The organism is Phenylobacterium aquaticum (assembly GCF_947378715.1).
GTDB classification, from domain to species: Bacteria; Pseudomonadota; Alphaproteobacteria; order Caulobacterales; family Caulobacteraceae; genus Phenylobacterium; species Phenylobacterium aquaticum_A.
In genome coordinates, this window is sequence record NZ_CANCLE010000128.1 from 1 (window position 1) to 11,752 (window position 11,752).

Annotated in this window: 17 protein-coding genes; 10 read left to right on the forward strand and 7 right to left on the reverse strand. The window is 67.9% G+C overall.

Annotation, left to right across the window (positions count from 1 at the left end):
- Positions 1 to 33: 33 nt before the first annotated feature.
- Together Q7P21_RS15245 and Q7P21_RS15250 are read right to left on the reverse strand one after the other, a co-directional pair.
- Positions 34 to 441 carry an EF-hand domain-containing protein gene (locus Q7P21_RS15245; protein ID WP_304171458.1) on the reverse strand — a complete coding sequence of 136 codons (408 nt, stop codon included), beginning with the start codon at positions 439 to 441 and terminating at the stop codon, positions 34 to 36.
- An 81-nt stretch (positions 442 to 522) separates the two neighbouring features.
- Positions 523 to 936 (reverse strand): hypothetical protein, encoded by a 414-nt coding sequence (locus tag Q7P21_RS15250; protein WP_304171459.1) that lies wholly within the window; start codon positions 934 to 936, stop codon positions 523 to 525.
- 554 nt (positions 937 to 1,490) lie between these two features.
- Here Q7P21_RS15250 and Q7P21_RS15255 point away from each other — a divergent pair.
- Complete coding sequence (locus Q7P21_RS15255) at positions 1,491 to 2,060, forward strand: carboxymuconolactone decarboxylase family protein (protein WP_304171461.1); 570 nt, start codon at positions 1,491 to 1,493, stop codon at positions 2,058 to 2,060.
- 2 nt (positions 2,061 to 2,062) lie between these two features.
- Complete coding sequence (locus Q7P21_RS15260) at positions 2,063 to 2,866, forward strand: SDR family NAD(P)-dependent oxidoreductase (RefSeq protein WP_304171463.1); 804 nt, start codon at positions 2,063 to 2,065, stop codon at positions 2,864 to 2,866.
- Positions 2,867 to 2,869: 3 nt separating this feature from the next.
- Here the strand turns inward: Q7P21_RS15260 and Q7P21_RS15265 are convergent, their stop codons facing one another.
- Entirely contained in the window at positions 2,870 to 3,658 is a 789-nt protein-coding gene (locus tag Q7P21_RS15265) for a thioesterase family protein (RefSeq protein ID WP_304171465.1), read from the reverse strand.
- 67 nt (positions 3,659 to 3,725) lie between these two features.
- The gene (locus Q7P21_RS15270) at positions 3,726 to 4,586 is read right to left on the reverse strand and encodes an MBL fold metallo-hydrolase (RefSeq protein ID WP_304171467.1); all 861 of its coding nucleotides are present in this window, start codon (positions 4,584 to 4,586) and stop codon (positions 3,726 to 3,728) included.
- Positions 4,587 to 4,660: 74 nt separating this feature from the next.
- Here Q7P21_RS15270 and Q7P21_RS15275 point away from each other — a divergent pair, with 74 nt between their 5' ends.
- From Q7P21_RS15275 to Q7P21_RS15285, 3 genes are read left to right on the forward strand one after another with little or no spacing between them, the layout of a single operon-like run.
- Complete coding sequence (locus Q7P21_RS15275; protein WP_304177738.1) at positions 4,661 to 5,023, forward strand: helix-turn-helix transcriptional regulator; 363 nt, start codon at positions 4,661 to 4,663, stop codon at positions 5,021 to 5,023.
- Entirely contained in the window at positions 4,989 to 5,519 is a 531-nt protein-coding gene (locus tag Q7P21_RS15280; protein ID WP_304177740.1) for a rhodanese family protein, read from the forward strand. Before Q7P21_RS15275 ends, Q7P21_RS15280 begins: the two co-directional genes overlap by 35 nt.
- Positions 5,520 to 5,523: 4 nt before the next feature.
- Positions 5,524 to 6,300, forward strand: a complete 777-nt coding sequence (locus tag Q7P21_RS15285) for a sulfite exporter TauE/SafE family protein (protein WP_304177741.1) — start codon at positions 5,524 to 5,526, stop codon at positions 6,298 to 6,300.
- Here the strand turns inward: Q7P21_RS15285 and Q7P21_RS15290 are convergent.
- Both Q7P21_RS15290 and Q7P21_RS15295 read right to left on the reverse strand, forming a co-directional pair.
- Positions 6,297 to 7,598 (reverse strand): amidohydrolase family protein, encoded by a 1,302-nt coding sequence (locus Q7P21_RS15290; RefSeq protein WP_304177743.1) that lies wholly within the window; start codon positions 7,596 to 7,598, stop codon positions 6,297 to 6,299. The two genes, Q7P21_RS15285 and Q7P21_RS15290, sit on opposite strands and share 4 nt — an antisense overlap.
- A 12-nt stretch (positions 7,599 to 7,610) precedes the next feature.
- Positions 7,611 to 8,567, reverse strand: coding sequence for a phosphoribosylaminoimidazolesuccinocarboxamide synthase (locus Q7P21_RS15295; protein ID WP_304177744.1), 957 nt, complete (start codon positions 8,565 to 8,567; stop codon positions 7,611 to 7,613).
- Between the two features lie 107 nt (positions 8,568 to 8,674).
- Between Q7P21_RS15295 and Q7P21_RS15300 the strand changes: the two genes are divergently transcribed.
- The gene (locus tag Q7P21_RS15300) at positions 8,675 to 9,238 is read left to right on the forward strand and encodes a peroxiredoxin (protein WP_304171555.1); all 564 of its coding nucleotides are present in this window, start codon (positions 8,675 to 8,677) and stop codon (positions 9,236 to 9,238) included.
- Between the two features lie 3 nt (positions 9,239 to 9,241).
- On the opposite strand, the gene Q7P21_RS15305 is transcribed toward Q7P21_RS15300, so the two are convergent.
- Positions 9,242 to 9,670 (reverse strand): DUF2059 domain-containing protein, encoded by a 429-nt coding sequence (locus Q7P21_RS15305; RefSeq protein WP_304177746.1) that lies wholly within the window; start codon positions 9,668 to 9,670, stop codon positions 9,242 to 9,244.
- A 341-nt stretch (positions 9,671 to 10,011) separates the two neighbouring features.
- On the opposite strand from Q7P21_RS15305, the gene rpsF reads away from it, so the two are divergent.
- The 4 genes from rpsF to Q7P21_RS15325 form a co-directional block, all read left to right on the forward strand.
- The gene (rpsF, locus tag Q7P21_RS15310) at positions 10,012 to 10,377 is read left to right on the forward strand and encodes a 30S ribosomal protein S6 (protein ID WP_304171559.1); all 366 of its coding nucleotides are present in this window, start codon (positions 10,012 to 10,014) and stop codon (positions 10,375 to 10,377) included.
- A gap of 17 nt (positions 10,378 to 10,394) precedes the next feature.
- Positions 10,395 to 10,661, forward strand: a complete 267-nt coding sequence (gene rpsR, locus Q7P21_RS15315) for a 30S ribosomal protein S18 (protein ID WP_242565097.1) — start codon at positions 10,395 to 10,397, stop codon at positions 10,659 to 10,661.
- A 13-nt stretch (positions 10,662 to 10,674) separates the two neighbouring features.
- Positions 10,675 to 11,259: a 50S ribosomal protein L9 gene (gene rplI / locus Q7P21_RS15320; RefSeq protein WP_304171561.1), complete on the forward strand. Its 585-nt coding sequence runs from the start codon at positions 10,675 to 10,677 to the stop codon at positions 11,257 to 11,259.
- A 215-nt stretch (positions 11,260 to 11,474) separates the two neighbouring features.
- Positions 11,475 to 11,752: DnaB-like helicase N-terminal domain-containing protein (locus tag Q7P21_RS15325; RefSeq protein ID WP_304177748.1), on the forward strand; the 278-nt coding region annotated here is incomplete at its 3' end.

An 11,752-nucleotide genomic window follows, 5' to 3' on the forward strand; every position in this document is an offset into this window, starting at 1 on the left:
TGCCCGAGCCGCCGTGCAGCAGGTGTCGCATGATCAGCCGCCCGCCGCGCGCAAGGCGGCCAGTTCAGCCCGGCTGACGACATTGTCGTGGTTGAGGTCGGCGCGGTCGAAGACCGGGGTCGGGCCATGGTCGAACTCCCAGCGGGTGACCTTGCCGTCGTGGTTGAGGTCCAGGCTCTGGACCATGGCCAGCATGGCGTCGCCACGGCCGCCGATCATCGCCATGCGCGGATAGGCGTCGAGGCCGACATAGCCCAGGTGGCGACGATCGAGTTGGTCGAACCGCTGGTCACGGACCTGGCGGAATTCGGCGCGGGTGATCTGTCCGTCGTGATTGAGGTCAGCCTGGGCCAGCATCTCGGCCGGATCGGGGAAGGCGAAGGCGGCGGGGGCCAGGACGAGAAGCCCCGTGGCGGCCAGCAGAGCGAGGGGGATGCGCATAGGTTCGGACCTTTGAAGGCGAATGGGCTGTGAGGCCGCGCGACACCGGGGTGGGGGGATTCGCGCGGCCTCGACCGGTCCCTATTGGGGGCCGGTGTGGCTGACGGTCCCGGAGACCGAGGTGGATTGGCCCGTCACTCCGGTGCGCGAAGCGGAATAGGCGGCGCTGCCGTCGCCATTCGCCTGAACCGAGGCGTCGTGGCTGGTGGACATGCCGTTATTGAGGGTCACGCCGCCGGAGCCCTGATAGGCGCCATTGCCGTAGGTGGCCGTGCGGCTGGAGGTCCCGCCATAGCCGGCGTTGGTCTGGACCGAGCGGCTGGAGGCCGTGGCCCCGGGGACGCGGCTGACTGCGGCCGAGCTGGTGTAGCCGTGACCGCCGGAGCCCTGGACCGAGGTCGAGCGGCTGTGGCCCGCGGCTTCGGCCGGAGCGGTGGCGGCGACGGCCAGGAGGGCGGCGAGCCCGGCGGAAGCGATGAGGGTTCGAGAGAACATGGGGAAGTTCCTGTCTGAGATGACGGACGCGCCGTCGGTGATGTCAGACTGGGGGAGCCCCGTAAGCGCCATGTCTCGCTCCGGCGCCGGATTGCATCAAAGTGTAACCGGGCGGGTGGCGACAGTTTGATACAGTTCTTCACCGCCCGGACACCGGCGGCTGATCCAGGCGCGCGAGGCTGGCGGCTGGTTTGCTCAGGACGAAGGCTTCCACAATGGGCCCGCGCGGATGGCCGCTGATCGCGGCGTTGGTCATGATCATCGCCGGGCCGGCCCAGGCCGGACCGTGGGCGCGCCGGCCTCTCTCGCCGCGTCCGAACGCGTCCCGGCCCTCTCCCACCCCAGTCTCGCGGCCGTCTCCGGGCGCCGAGGACTGGCAGGCCGCCTATGATAGCCGGCGCTCCGCGCAAGCCCCGCCGAGACCGCCCCTGCCCCGTCGGCCGCGCTGAGCTCTCGGACCAAACCCGGTCTTCGAGAACTTCGTTTGACAGCCCATCCCCCGGGCCCGGTAGGATGGCGCCAAGAGGGCGCTGACCGCCCCGGGAGGAACCCTCATGCGACTGACAAGCCCACGCATCGCGCCGCTGGCGGACCACGAGTTCGACGCCGACCAGCAGGAAATCGTGGCGCCGATGATGGCGACCGGCCGGGTGTTGAACATCTTCCGCACCTTCGTGCGCGCGCCCAAGGCGGCAAAGGGGTTCCTGGCCTGGGGCAACTACGTGCTCTCCAAGCGCAACGACCTGCCGGCCCGGGAGCGCGAGATCGTGATCCTGCGCATCGGGTTCCTCTGCAAGTCCGGCTATGAATGGACCCAGCACACCGAGATCGGTCTGCGCAGCGGGCTGACCGCCACCGAGGTCGCGGCCATCAAGGTGGGCGCCGACGCGCCCAGCTGGAGCCCGGCCGACGCGGCCCTGCTGAGGGCCAGCGACGAACTGCACCACGACCAGTTCATCACCACCCCCACCTGGACCGCGCTCAAGGCCCACTTCAGCGACAAGCAGTGCATGGACGTGGTGTTCACGGCCGGCCAGTACACCCAGGTCTCGATGATTCTGAACAGCTTCGGGGTGCAGCTTGATCCCGGCCAGACCCTCGACCCTGACCTGAAGGGCTTCTGACCATGGCGGGACGTCTTGCCGGCAAGGTCGCCGTGGTGGTCGGGGCCGGCCAGACGCCGGGGGAAACCCTCGGCAATGGCCGGGCCATCGCCTTGATGTTCGCTCGCGAAGGCGCGGAGGTGCTGTGCGTGGACCGCGCGCCGGAACGGGCCGAGGAGACCGCGGCCATGATCGGGGCCGAGGGCGGCAAGGCTTGGAGTCATCACGCCGACATCACACGTCCGGACCAGGCCGCCGGCATTGTCGAGGCCGCCAAGGCCCGCTGGGGCCGGATCGACATCCTGGTCAACAATGTCGGCATCGGCGGCGGCGGCGACGGGCCCGCCCACCGGCTGGAGGAAGCCGCCTTCGACCGCATCATGTCGGTGAACCTGAAAGGCATGTGGCTGACGATCAAGGCCGCCCTGCCGCTGATGCGCGAGGCCGGCGCGGGCGCGATCGTCAACGTCTCGTCCCTGGCCGGGATCGCCGGCGGCAACCAGATGGCCTACGAGGTCTCCAAGGCCGGGGTGAACCGCATGACCACCAGCGTGGCCCAGGCCAATGCCGGCAAGGGCGTGCGCTGCAACGCCGTGGCCATGGGGCTGATGGACACGCCCATGGCCGTCGAGGGCATCGCCCAGGCTACCGGTCAGACGGTCGAAGCCGTCCGCGCGGCCCGGGCCGGCCGCGTGCCCCTGGGCGGCCAGATGGGCTCAGCACAGGACACCGCCTACGCCGCCCTGTTCCTGGCCTCCGACGAGGCCCGGTTCATCACCGGCGTGGTGCTGCACGTCGACGGCGGGATGTCGAGCCGGATCGGGTAGACGCTACGGCTTCGGCGGCGGCCGTCTCTGACCCAGGGCCGCACACGCCGCCAGGCCTATGGGGCCCTGGCGGTCGTAGAGGCGGCATTCGCCGACCGCGACGCCGAGGGTCGCCTGGTGGTCGGTCTTCTCGAAGCCGATCCATTCACCCACCGGCAGCCTTTGCAGATAAAGCGTGACGTCGGAATTGATATAGGTGAGGCCCTCGGACGAAGCGTGGGCGAAGGGGCTGACGAAGTCACAGGCCACCGCGACCCGCTGGAACGGGGTCAGGGGCACGCCGCCGACCATTTCGCGGACCTCGCTCATCCAGACCTGGCGGACCTTGCCCGGCTGGCCGAAGCCGCCCTGGATCGGTCGGGTCGCCCACATCCTGCCCATGGGGCCGGTTCCTGGATCGGGCGCCGCGATGTCCTCCGGGGCGGGGACATCCCAGTTGCCCGGACCATGGACCTCGCCGGCCGGCGCCTCGGTGATGCGCAGGAACTGGCAGGAGGCCCGCGCCATGGAGACGCCACCGGAAATGAACTCCGCCTCCGCGACCTTGATGCGGCCGCCCTCCCGGACCAGGGCTGTCCTGATCTCGACCGGATCGAAGCCGGGCAGCTTGTACATGTCGACAGTCAGGCGGGCCGGGACGAAGCCGGGATCGCCGAAGGCGTCTTCAAGGGCGTGGCCGAGCAGGCCGGCGATGACGCGGCCGTGCAGGGATTGGGGGTTCCAGGGGCCGCGCGAGGATGATTGCGGGACGTAATAAATACCGTCCCTTTGAAAAAATGGTTCGTTCTGCATCCGCGCAGAATGGCGGATTCCCCCCGCCAGGGCGAGGCGAAGCTTGGCCGCGAATGCTGAGACGAACCTAGGCGAGGTTGATCGGGATGCGCAGATAGACGTGACCGGCCGCCGTGGCGGGCGGCAGGGCGCCGGCGCGGATATTGACCTGCAGCGACGGCCAGATCAGCACGGGCGGGGCGAGCGTCTTGTCGCGCGCCTGGCGCTGGGCGACGAAAGCCGCCTCGTCAACGCCCTGGTGGATGTGGACATTCTTCGCCGTCTGCTCGGCGACCGTGCTTTCCCACTGGGGCTCGGTGCGGCCGGCCGGAAGATAGTCGTGGCCGGTGAAGACCCGGGTGTCGGCCGGCAGGTCGAGGATCTTGCGGATCGACCGGTAGAGGGTCGCTGCGTCGCCGCCCGGGAAATCGGTCCGCGCCGTGCCATAGTCCGGCATGAACAGGGTGTCGCCGACAAAGACCGCGTCCCCGATCCGGTAGGACACGCAAGCGCCCGTGTGGCCCGGCGTGTGGAGCACCTCGACCGACAGCCCGCCCAAGGCCAGCTTGTCGCCGTCGGCCAACAGGCGGTCAAAGGCCGCGCCGGTCAGGTCCACGTCGTCGGCCTCGAACAGCCGGGCGAAACGCTTCTGGACGCTCGTGACCAGGGCGCCGGTGGCGACCGGTACGCCCGTGCGACCGCGCAGATAGTCGGCGGCGGTCAGATGGTCCGCATGGGCGTGGGTCTCCAGGATCCACTTCAGGTCCAGGCCCCTGGCCGCGATCGCGGCCAGCAGGTGGTCGGCCGAGGCGTTGGTGACCCGGCCCGTGGCGGGCACATAGTCCAGGACCGGATCAATGATGGCGGCCGCGCCCGAGCTGGGGTCGGACACGATATAGGAGACGGTGTTGGTGGCCGGGTCGAAGAAGGCTTGCACGTCGACGGACATCAGGAGAGCCTCGATGGGGTTGATCCCTGCATATTAGTCATTGCTAAATTAGCGTCAACTTATATATATCGCTCATGTTCGATCTCGCGTCCTTCGACATCGCCCGATTCGAGGCCAGCGCCGTGGAAGCCGCCAAGCTTCTGCGGGCGCTCGCCAATGAACGGCGGCTGATGATCCTGTGCCAGCTGGCGGGCGGCGAACGGTCGGTCGGGGAGCTTCAGCCCCTGGTCGGTCTGTCGCAGTCAGCTCTCTCACAGCATCTGGCGGTGTTGCGGCAGGAAGGGGTTCTGGCCACCCGCAGGGAGGGTCAGTCCATCTGGTACCGCATCGCTGACCCGGCCGCCGTGAAGGTGGTGGAGACGCTCGCCGAGATCTTCTGTCCCCCAGACATGAGGATATCCCATGACGCCCCGCCTGATCCCCCAGCCCGCTTCTGAGGTCGCCCAGCGCCTGAAGGATGGGCGCGCCGTCCTGATCGATATCCGTGAGCCTGACGAGTTCGCCCGCGCCCATGCGCCGGGCGCGATCTCACGGCCGCTGTCCACCTTCGAGGCTGCTCATCTGAAGATCGAGGCCAGCCAGGACGCCGTCTTCACCTGCAAGACCGGCATGCGCACCGGGGCCAATTGCGATCGCCTCGCCGCCAGCATCTCGGGCGAAGCCTATGTGCTGGAGGGCGGGCTGGACGCCTGGACCAAGGCGGGCCTGCCGGTGGCGGAGAACACGAGGGCGCCGATCGAGATGAACCGCCAGGTGATGATCACGGCGGGCCTGCTGGTCCTGACCGGGGTGATCCTCGGCGTCACCGTCAATCCAGGGTTCTACGGCCTGTCCGCCTTCGTCGGGGCGGGCCTGACCTTCGCCGGCGTCACCGGCTTCTGCGGCATGGCCAGGATCCTGGCGCTCGCCCCCTGGAACCGGGTCCAGGCCTGATCCCATGCCCGCACATCTCTGGCCCGACCTGATCGCCGTCGCCGGCGGTGGGGTGATCGGCTTCCTGCTGACCGTGTTTGGCGGCGGCGGCTCCGTCCTGGCGACGCCGTTGCTGCTCTACGGCGTGGGGGTGGCCGACGCCCATATCGCGATCGGCACCTCGGCAGCGGCCGTGGCGGTCAATGCGGCCGCGGGCCTGGCCGGTCAGGCGCGGGCGGGACGGGTCAAGTGGCCCTGCGCCCTGGTGTTCGGCGGCTCCGGCCTGGCCGGCGCCCTGGTCGGCGCCCAGTTCGCCAAGGCCACGCCCGCCCAGCCGCTACTGGCCTGGTTCGCCCTGGCCATGAGCCTGGTCGCCGCCTCCATGCTGCTGCCCCGCAAGGGCGTCGGCGACCCCAACGTTCATCTGACGCCGGCCCTGACCCGCAGGCTGGCCCCGGTTGGGCTCGCCACCGGCCTGGCCGCCGGCTTCTTCGGGATCGGCGGCGGGTTCCTGATCGCGCCCGGGCTGATGGCGGCGACCGGCATGACGCTGGCCAATGCGGCGGCGTCCTCCCTGGTGTCGGTGGCCCTGTTCGGGGCGGCGACCAGCGCCAGCTACGCCGCCTCCGGCCTGGTCGACTGGCCGCTGTTTGGCCTGCTGGTGCTGGGCGGCGCTGCTGGAACGGCCATCGGCCTGCCCGCCGCCCGCGCCCTGGCGGGACGGGCGGACCTGGCCCGGCGGCTGTTCGCGGTGATGATCCTCGCCACCGCCGCCTATGTGGCCAGGCGCGCGCTCAGCTAGGGCTGGGCGGTGGGCTTGCCGGCCTCGCGATAGACCACCCCGCCCTTCATGACGAAGGCCACCTTCTCGTACTGGGTGACATCCTTCAGCGGATCGCCCGGCACGGCGACCAGGTCGGCGTAGCGGCCAGGCTGAATTGACCCGATCTTGTCGGAGCCGATCAGCTCGGCGCCGTTGCGGGTGGCGGCGAAGACCGCGTCCATCGGGGCCATGCCGCCCTCGATGAACAGCCGGAACTCCATGGCGTGGTCGCCTTCGCCCAGGTCGGTGCCGTAGGCGATCTTCACACCGGACTTCAGCGCACGCGGCAGGTTCTGTTTGGGCAGCAGGTCATTGGCCAGTTCCTTCGCGGCCGTGCCGGGCGTGAGCAGCTCCGGATGGTCGCGGGCGGCGGCGTAGAAGGTGTCGAACACGGTGAGCGTCGGGACCAGATAGGTGCCGTGCGCCTTCATCAGGGCGAAGGTCTGGTCGGTGGCGAAGGAGCCGTGCTCGACTGAATCCACCCCGGCCCGGACGGCGGCCTCGATGGCCCCGGCCGGATAGATGTGGGCCGCGACCTTCATGCCCAGGCTGTGGGCGGTGTCGACGGCGACCTTCATCTCCTCGTCGGTCATCAGCTGCTGGCGCGGGTCGTCACCGGTGGAGGCGATGCCGCCCGAGGGCATGATCTTGATCAGATTGGCGCCGCGACGCTTGTGCTCGCGCACGCGGATGCGGGCCATCTCAGGGGTGTCGACGATGCCGTTCTCCCAGCCGGGATGCGACAGGGCCGGGTCGAGACCTGAGCGCGGGTCGCCATGGCCGGCGGTGGGGCCAAGCGCTTCCAGCGCCACCCACAGGCGGGGGCCCGCGATCTTGCCGTCATTGATGGCGTCGCGGACCGAGACGCTATCGTCGCCGCCGCCGACATCGCGGGCGCTGGTGAAGCCCTGCTGCAGCATGGCGCGGGCGTAGACCGCGTCGTCGAAGGCCTGGTCGATGGCCGAGTGGGTCACCCAGTATTCCGTGGCGTTGGTGGTGCTGGGCAGCTTGGCCCCGATGTGAACATGGACGTCGATGAAGCCCGGCAGGACGGTGGCCCTGGACAGGTCGATCGCCTGGGCGCCGGCCGGGCTGACATAGCCGTCCTTGATCGCCGTGATCATGTCGTCGTGGATCAGGATCGAGACCTGTCGCCGGGGTTGGGCCGCGACCCCGTCGATCAGGGTTCCGGCATGGACCACGATGTCGCCCGCCTCGGCGGCATGGGCCGCGAACGCCAGGGTCAGGGCCAGAAGGCTGGTCTGGATCGCGCGCATGGTCGGGAACTCCTAGAAGAACTGGGCGAGGTTGCGGCGCAGGCGTGCGTGCACGGGCTCGCTCGGGTCCGGTGCGACGAAGGTCTGGCCGGTGATGGTCTCATAGGCCTTCACATAGACTGCCGAGGTCTCCCACAGCATCGCCTCGGGGATGGCCGGAATCTCATCCTTGTAGGGATCGCAGCGCTCCGCCACCCAGGCGCGCACGAAGTCCTTGTCGAAGCTCTCCGGACGGGCGCCGGACGCGAAGCTTTCGGCATAGGAGCTGGCGAACCAGTAGCGGCTGGAATCGGGGGTGTGGATCTCGTCGGCCAGGATGATCTTGCCATCGCGGTCGAGGCCGAACTCGTACTTGGTGTCGACCAGGATCAGGCCGCGCTCGGCGGCGATCTTCTGGCCGCGGGCGAACAGGGCCAGGGCATAGGCCGAGACCGTCTCCCATTGTTCGGCGGTGAGCAGCTTCTGGTCGAGGATCTCGGCGGCGCTCAGCGGTTCGTCATGGCCGCCGTCGAAGGCCTTGCTGGTGGGGGTGATGATCGGTGCCGGCAGCTGCTGATTGTCGCGCAGGCCGTCCGGCAGGGTGGTCCCGTACATCGTCCTCTGCCCCTTCCTATAGAGGGTCAGGATCGAGGTGCCGGTCGTGCCGGCCAGATAGTCGCGCACCACGATCTCGACCGGCAGGATGTCGAGCCTTTGGCCCACGACCACATTCGGGTCGGGATAGGTGAGCACGTGGTTGGGGCAGAGGTCGGCGGTCTCTTCGAACCAGAACCGTGCAGTCTGGGTCAGCACCTGGCCCTTGTAGGGGATCGCCGCCAGGATCCGGTCGAAGGCCGAGATCCGATCCGAGGCGATGATGATGCGCCGCCCGTCCGGCAGGTCGTAATTGTCACGGACCTTGCCCCGATAGTGGTTGGGCAGTTCCGGGATATCGATATCGCGCAGGGCCACGTCCACCGCCGCCGTCATGTCCGCAACTCCGCCAGGAAACAGAAGCTACCGCCTTTGCCGCGAAGACAGGGCTGCGTCCAGACGGCTAAAGTGTGCGTATCATCGGCGCAGCAGGAGGACCCCCCATGAATCGCCCCGCCATCATCGCCACCCTGGCGCTCGCCGCCCTCGCCACCCCGGCCCTGGCCGACCTCGCGGCCGGCGCCAAGGCGCCCGACTTCACGGCCCCGGCCTACCTTGCCGGCAAGCCCTTCACCTTCGACATGGCCGCCGCGCGCAAGAAGGGGCCGGTCGTGCTGTACTTCTTCCCCTCGGCCCACACCAAGGGCTGCAATCTGGAAGCCCACCTGTTCTCGGAGGCCGCCGCCGACTTCAAGGCTCAGGGCGCGACCCTGATCGGGGTCACCGCCGGCAAGGTCGACGAACTGGCCGCCTTCTCCAGCGAGACCGAACATTGCGGCGGCAAGTTCCCGGTGGCGGCGGACGTCGGCGCCAAGATCGCCAAGTCCTATGACTCGCCCCTGAAGATGGCCGGCATGACCATGCCGATGGACCTGTCGGCGCGCAGCTCCTACGTCATCGCCCCCGACGGCAAGGTGATCTCGGCCTATACGAATATGGCCGCCGACGACCACGTCAACCAGACCATGGCCTCGCTCAAGGCCTGGCGCGCGAAGCACCCGAAGTAGGAGTCAGGAGGCGGACGGCTTGGCCGCTGGGCGCATGCCTGTGCAGTCGATCTTGGCGCACATCCTGACCAAGACGTCCGCCTGAAACGCCGGCATGATATCGATCATGGCGGGGGTGAGTTTGGCGGTGACCAGGGGCGCCTTGGCGATCATGGCCTGGCCTGCCGGGCTCCCGACAAACGCGATGATCGCTTCGAGTTCCTCGTCGGAATAGGTTTCAGCATAGATCGGTATGGCCCGATCGATGAGCTTTTGAACCATCGCGGGGCTCGCCTCCAGAACGGCCCCAGAGATGGCCGCCTTGATCTCAGGCGTCGCTGTCGGATTGCCCTTGCTCATCTGGTCCAGCATGGCCGGGATGAGCGACTTCAGCATGCCCGCCATGGTGTCTGGCAGGTGGCTGAGTTCGATATAGCGCTTGGCGAGGGCCAAGGTCTTCGGGCTTGGCCCGGCGGTGTCCGCCGCTTGGGCGGCTCCTACCCAAAGCCCGCAGGCCAGAACCACACCGAGAACTGTCGCGATCCGCGCTCTCATATAGCCAACCCCCGATTGCAACTCCAGTTGTGGCGCTGGATGCGACGCTCAGTCAAGGCAAGTGGAAGCACCTTGCCCCACAACGCTTTTTCCCCTATGAGCCCCGCTCTTCACGGACTGCGGTCCCGGGTACGGAATTCAAAAGGAGCGGGAAAGCCCCGCTCGCCTCGCCCAGGATCCATCGCTTTCTGCGGTCACCCGCCGCCGGACGCGCCGCATTCCACAAGGGAAAAGGACCTATGGCGCTCTACGAGCACGTTGTCATTTCGCGGCAGGATATTTCGCCGCAACAAGCTGAAGCCCTCAACGACACGATCAAGTCCCTCATCGAAGAGGGTGGCGGCGCCGTCGCCAAGATCGAGTACTGGGGTCTTCGTAACCTCACCTATCGCATCAAGAAGAACCGCAAGGGTCACTACTCCCTGCTCGCCATCGACGCCCCGGCGCCGGCGGTGAAGGAGATGGAGCGCCAGCTGTCGATCAACGAAGACGTGCTGCGTTTCATGACCGTCCGCGTCGAAGAGCTCGACCTGGAGCTCTCGCCGGTTCTGGCCCGTCGCGATCGTGACCGCGAGCGCGAACCGCGCCGCGAAGACAGCTTCTAGAGAAAGGGAGGATCCTCATGACCGACGAAACCTCCGCGGCTCCGGCCGCTGCGGGCGCCGCCCGCCGCCCCTTCTTCCGCCGCCGTAAGGTCTGCCCGTTCTCGGGCGCCAACGCGCCGAAGATCGACTACAAGGACGTGAAGCTGCTGCAGCGTTACGTCTCCGAGCGCGGCAAGATCGTGCCGTCGCGCATCACCGCCGTCTCGGCCAAGAAGCAACGTGAACTGGCCAAGGCCATCAAGCGCGCCCGCTTCCTGGCCCTGCTGCCCTACGTCGTGAAGTAAGGGAGCCGGACCCATGAAAGTCATTCTGCTCGAACGCGTCGAGGGCCGTGGCGCCCTGGGCGATGTGGTCACGGTGAAGGACGGGTACGCCCGTAACTATCTGCTGCCCCGTCACAAGGCGCTGCGCGCCAACAGCGGCAACATGAAGATCTTCGACGCCCAGCGCGCCGAGATCGAAGCCCGCAACCTGAAGGCCAAGGAACAGGCCGGCAAGTCTGGCGAAAAGCTGGACGGCACCGCCTACATCCTGATCCGTCAGGCTGGCGAAAGCGGCCAGCTCTATGGTTCGGTCTCGGGCCGCGACGTCTCGGACATCATCAATGCCGAAGGCGGCAAGGTTGAACGTTCGATGGTCGTGCTCGACAAGCCGATCAAGACGCTGGGCCTGCACGAAGTGAAGGTGCGCCTGCACGCCGAAGTGACGGTGACGGTGACCCTGAACATCGCCCGCAGCGCCGACGAAGCCGAGCGCCAGGCGCGCGGCGAAAACGTGATCAGCTCGCAATTCGAGGAGGACCGTCTGGCCTCCGAGGAAGCCGCCCAGGACATGCTGGCCGGTGGCGCGGGATCGCACGAAGGCGATTACAGCGAAGCCTGATCGGCGACGCCCTTCGGCCTCAGATCTACAAGGCGGCGCGGAACCTCGGTTTCGCGCCGTTTCTGCATTCAACGACCGGCTTTGACGTAGCGGGCGGGCAGACTGAGCCCACGGTCCAGGGGCTCTTGCGACGTTCTCCACAGGCCCGAGGAATTCCTGTGTGCGGACGTCTCGTCGCAGTGCCGAGGGGCCGGGCGGTAAGATATCGGTAACCTATGGCTTTGGTCCCCGCTCTTGATCTCCGACCCGCTCACAATGACGCGGGCATTCCCCACGCCCCCGCCAACATCGAGGCCGAGCAGGCCCTGCTGGGCGCCGTCCTCTATGACAACGCCGCCTTTGAGCGGCTGGGCGACTTCCTGCAGGCCCGGCATTTCTACGAGCCCTTCCACCAGCGGCTGTTCCAGGCCATCGAGACCCATGTCCGCAAGGGCCAGCTGGCTGAGCCGATCCTGCTGGCTGACCAGTTCAGCCGCGACCCGGCCTTCGAGGA

What these genes read in the sequence shown, in the direction of transcription:
- Q7P21_RS15295 (WP_304177744.1), bottom strand. Translation starts at nt 8,567, where the DNA reads ATGACGGCGGCGGTGGACGTGGCCCTGCGCGATATCGATATCCCGGAA.
- Q7P21_RS15270 (WP_304171467.1), bottom strand. Translation starts at nt 4,586, where the DNA reads ATGTCCGTCGACGTGCAAGCCTTCTTCGACCCGGCCACCAACACCGTC.
- Q7P21_RS15290 (WP_304177743.1), bottom strand. Translation starts at nt 7,598, where the DNA reads ATGCGCGCGATCCAGACCAGCCTTCTGGCCCTGACCCTGGCGTTCGCG.
- Q7P21_RS15285 (WP_304177741.1), top strand. Translation starts at nt 5,524, where the DNA reads ATGCCCGCACATCTCTGGCCCGACCTGATCGCCGTCGCCGGCGGTGGG.
- Q7P21_RS15250 (WP_304171459.1), bottom strand. Translation starts at nt 936, where the DNA reads ATGTTCTCTCGAACCCTCATCGCTTCCGCCGGGCTCGCCGCCCTCCTG.
- rpsF (WP_304171559.1), top strand. Translation starts at nt 10,012, where the DNA reads ATGGCGCTCTACGAGCACGTTGTCATTTCGCGGCAGGATATTTCGCCG.
- Q7P21_RS15265 (WP_304171465.1), bottom strand. Translation starts at nt 3,658, where the DNA reads ATGCAGAACGAACCATTTTTTCAAAGGGACGGTATTTATTACGTCCCG.
- Q7P21_RS15255 (WP_304171461.1), top strand. Translation starts at nt 1,491, where the DNA reads ATGCGACTGACAAGCCCACGCATCGCGCCGCTGGCGGACCACGAGTTC.
- rplI (WP_304171561.1), top strand. Translation starts at nt 10,675, where the DNA reads ATGAAAGTCATTCTGCTCGAACGCGTCGAGGGCCGTGGCGCCCTGGGC.
- Q7P21_RS15300 (WP_304171555.1), top strand. Translation starts at nt 8,675, where the DNA reads ATGAATCGCCCCGCCATCATCGCCACCCTGGCGCTCGCCGCCCTCGCC.
- Q7P21_RS15260 (WP_304171463.1), top strand. Translation starts at nt 2,063, where the DNA reads ATGGCGGGACGTCTTGCCGGCAAGGTCGCCGTGGTGGTCGGGGCCGGC.
- Q7P21_RS15275 (WP_304177738.1), top strand. Translation starts at nt 4,661, where the DNA reads ATGTTCGATCTCGCGTCCTTCGACATCGCCCGATTCGAGGCCAGCGCC.
- rpsR (WP_242565097.1), top strand. Translation starts at nt 10,395, where the DNA reads ATGACCGACGAAACCTCCGCGGCTCCGGCCGCTGCGGGCGCCGCCCGC.
- Q7P21_RS15280 (WP_304177740.1), top strand. Translation starts at nt 4,989, where the DNA reads ATGACGCCCCGCCTGATCCCCCAGCCCGCTTCTGAGGTCGCCCAGCGC.
- Q7P21_RS15245 (WP_304171458.1), bottom strand. Translation starts at nt 441, where the DNA reads ATGCGCATCCCCCTCGCTCTGCTGGCCGCCACGGGGCTTCTCGTCCTG.